Origin of the sequence: Streptomyces sp. WAC06614, from assembly GCF_003949795.1 — a bacterium.
Taxonomy (GTDB): Bacteria; Actinomycetota; Actinomycetes; order Streptomycetales; family Streptomycetaceae; genus Streptomyces.
This window is the reverse complement of the sequence record NZ_RPRY01000499.1, coordinates 1-3,573: the sequence shown is the minus strand read 5'-3', so window position 1 is coordinate 3,573 and position 3,573 is coordinate 1. Positions and strand designations below refer to the sequence as shown.

The following is a 3,573-nucleotide window of genomic DNA, read 5'->3' as shown; positions in this document are numbered from 1 at the left end:
GGGTCGGTGGGGCCGCGGCGGCCAGCGGGGCCCGGGCGTCGTCGCGGATCAGGTCCGCCGGGTCGACGAAGAAGCGCCCCGAGGCGGTGAACCCGCCGAGCAGCACGCGCCTGGCCGTGTCGGTCACGAGGGCGGCGCCCAGGGCCACGCCCGAGGCGAGCTGGGGCCAGGAGGAGAGGGTGTGGCCGACCTCCATGAGGGAGGGGACCATGCGGTCGGAGAGGTTCTCCGGGCCGAGGATGCGCAGGACGTGCGGCACCTTGTCCCGGACGGGCAGCCCCTTGAGGTCGGCGGCGTGCACACCGTCGAGGAGTCCGTGCAGCACGGGCCGGCCGGGTTCGAGGTCGAAGCGCTCCACGTCGAGCATGCCGCGTTCGTTGGTCTCCATCAGCACGGGGATGCGGTGGGCGCGGGCCCGTTCCCGGGCGAAGACCTTGATGTAGAGGTCGTCGCACTCCTCGACGAAGAGGTCGGCCCGGTCCTCGGGCCCGCCGTCGCCGGTGAGGAAGGCGTCGACATTGTCCTCGATCAGGCCCTCGGGCCAGATCCGGATGTCCAGGTAGGGGTCGATCTCGTACATCTGCCGGGCGGCGATGACGACCTTGGGCAGGCCTATGTCCGCCACCGTGGCGCGCAGCCGGTTGAGGTTCGACAGGTCGAGGCGGTCGAAGTCGGCGAGCCGGAAGCGGGTACCGACGCCTTCCTGGGCGAGCGTGTACGCGCTGGCGGCGCCGACGGAGAGCCCGGCCACGGCGATCGTCCGGCCGGTCAGGCGGTCCTGTTCGGCCGGGGTGATCTTGTAGTGGTTACGGGACCGGCGCAGTGCGCGGAACTCGGGCTCGGGCAGGAGGTGGACGAGCCGCCGCGACCACGGGTACCACGCCCAGGTCCCGTACTCCGAGGACGGCCGCCCGCCGAGGTGCCGCTCCACGGCCTCGGCCGTTGCGGCGGCATCCGGCCGCCAGGCCGGCCGCCGGGTGGCGAGCAGCTCCGCGAGCTGCCCGGCGAGCGTGTCGTGCACCGTCAGGGCGTCGCCCCGGTCGAGGAGCGCGGTGAGGGCCGCCCGCTGCCCGGGGTCGGCGGGGTCGAACAGCTCCGGGCGCCAGCGGAACGCCTCCGCGCCCGCCCCGGCGCCGGGTCCGTCACCCGGCCCGCCGTCCCACCCGCCGTCCCACCCGCCTTCCGGCCTTGCGACGAGGGACTGGATGCGCGTGTGCAGGGTCATGAGCACCTCGGTAGCAGGGGGGACGCGAAGACCTGGAGGCCGAGTCGCTCCGCGCAGCGGCGCAGGACCGGTTCGGGTACGGCTCCCTGACCGTCCCTCACCTCCGGTTCCAGCAGCGCCAGGACGGAGGCCAGGCCTGCTCCCCGTGCCCGCATGGCGCTGATCGGGTCGAGGGCGAAATAGGAGGTGTCGCCGGGGAACGGGCGGTCGGTCAGGGGGAGTTCGCGGCGCCACCGGAAGCCGGTGCGCTCGTACGTCGGCATCAGGCGGGCGGAGCAACTGCCGAGGAGGGCCGTCGCGCCGAGAGCCTCGGCGGCCGCGATGCCGGTGGCCATCAGCAGGTGGACCAGGTGGCGGCCCTGCCACTCGGGGGCGACCCAGGCTCCGGACAGTTCGGCCACGGCCTCGCCCCGGTCCCGGGCCCGGGCGACGGCGGCCGTGACCTCGGCGCTGGCGAGGTGGATCTCGGACGGTAACTCCCCCGCCACACCACGGTGGACGCGCAGCCCGCCGACGAGACGGCCGTCGTCGACGGCCGCCACGCAGCTCAGCTCGTCCGCGCCGATCCGCGGGTCGCCCGTGCCGAAGCGCACCATCGCCTGGTGGCCCCGCCGGGCGTAGGCGCCCTGCTGGCCCCGGAGGAACTCCCGGTAGAGCGGGTCGCGCCGGCGGACGGCGAACTGTATGAGGTGCATGCGGTGGCCTCGTCGGGAGTGCGGCTCCGGTGGGGACGGCGCGCGACACCGTCGTCGCGCGCGCCGACTGTACCCGGCCCCGCGGTACGGGCGCCGTCCGAACGCCGCGGCTATACGTCGAAGACGGTCGCCCGGCCGACGGCCTCCCAGGCCTCGGCATCGGCGCGCTCGGCGTCCGCATGGGCACGGATCGCGTCCACGGCGTCGTTGCCGAGGGCCAGCCGCAGCGGGGTCCGTTCGGCGTCCAGGGCGGTCAGGATGGCCGCGGCGGCCTTGGCCGGGTCCCCCGCCTGGCTGCCGTCCGAGTCCGGCAGTCCGGTGCGGACGGGGCCGACCGTGTCGGCGTACGCCGGCAGGACCGTGGCCGTGCTCTGCAGGGCGCCGGCCCCGGCGAACCCGGTGCGGAAGGCACCGGGTTCGACGATCAGGCAGGTGATGCCGTACGCGGCGACCTCGCCCGCCAGGGCCTCGGTCAGTCCTTCCAGGGCGAACTTGGTGGCGGAGTAGGCCCCGACGCCGGGGAACGACAGCCGTCCTCCCATGCTGCTCATCTGCACCACGGCACCGGACTTCTGCTCGCGCATGTGCGGCAGTACGGCCCGCACCAGGGCGGCGGGGCCGAAGAAGTGAAGGTCCATCAGGTCGCGCAGTTCGGCGTCCGAGGTCTCCTCGACGGCGCCGACGAGCCCGCGGCCGGCGTTGTTGACCAGGACGTCGATCCGGCCGAACCGCTCGACCACCTCGGCCACCACCTCGGCGGCCCGGGCCGTGTCGACCACGTCCAGGGCCACCGGCACCAGGCGGCCCGCGTGTGCGGCCGCGTACTCCGCGAGGACCTCGGGCCTGCGTACGGCGGCGACGACGGTGTCGCCGGCCGCGAGCGCGGCGTCGGCCAGGGAGCGGCCGAAGCCGGACGAGGCGCCGGTGATCAGCCAGATCCGGCCGCCGGGCGTGGTCGAGGTGTCGTGCGCGGGCATGAGGAGACCTCCTGGGTCGGGCGAGTCGCGCCTGCGAGGGCATCCTCGGTGATCACGTGCCTCGTGTCAGGTTTCTCCGCGCACAGTGAAATGTTCGGAGTGGCCGATTCCGCCCTGGGGCGCCTCGCTGCACGGCGGGCGGGCCCCGGGGCGCAGACCGGGCGGGTCCGGCGCGCGTACGAGCGGGCGGCCGTCAGCAGCGCCAGGCCCGGGCCGGAGAACGCCGCGCCGCCGAAGGCGGTGAGCCGGAGGGGGTCGGCGACGGTGCCGCCCGGCTCCGGGTCGGGCTGCGGGGCCGGGGGGAGCCGGGCCGCGGCGAGCGGGGCGCAGGCCAGCAGGAGCAGCCCGTACGCGGAGAGGCCGAGGGCGGTCGGCCAGGCGGGGGACAGGGGCAGCAGCCGCGGCACGCGGCGGCCGGCCAGGACCGGCGCCCGGCGGGGGAAGACCTGGCCCCAGCGGTACAGCAGGCCCAGGACGAGGAAGAGGCCCGCTCCCGCGGCCAGGACGGTCACGTCGATGCCCACCTTCGCCAGGGCTCCGGCCACCGGGGAGCCGTCGGAGCTCTCCCGTCGCCACCGCTCGGCGGTGATGCCGCACGCGTCCCCCGAGGGTCCGGACCGTCTTGACGGCGGCCCAGGGCAGCACCCCGCAGCAGGGCCGTCCGGCGGGTGCGGGG

The 3,573-nt window shown here is 75.5% G+C and carries 3 protein-coding genes and 1 pseudogene; all 4 read right to left on the bottom strand.

The window, feature by feature from the left end; translation table 11 throughout:
• Positions 1–1,225 (bottom strand): ThiF family adenylyltransferase (locus tag EF918_RS33845; RefSeq protein WP_185922054.1); only part of this gene is annotated, 1,225 nt, incomplete at its 3' end.
• Positions 1,222–1,920, bottom strand: a complete 699-nt coding sequence (locus EF918_RS33840) for a GNAT family N-acetyltransferase (RefSeq protein ID WP_125652713.1) — start codon at positions 1,918–1,920, stop codon at positions 1,222–1,224. The genes EF918_RS33840 and EF918_RS33845, both read right to left, overlap by 4 nt.
• A 110-nt stretch (positions 1,921–2,030) precedes the next feature.
• Entirely contained in the window at positions 2,031–2,897 is an 867-nt protein-coding gene (locus tag EF918_RS33835) for an oxidoreductase (RefSeq protein ID WP_125652712.1), read from the bottom strand.
• A pseudogene (locus EF918_RS33830) lies at positions 2,849–3,573 on the bottom strand (hypothetical protein); the annotation flags it as partial. The pseudogene EF918_RS33830 and the gene EF918_RS33835, both read right to left, overlap by 49 nt.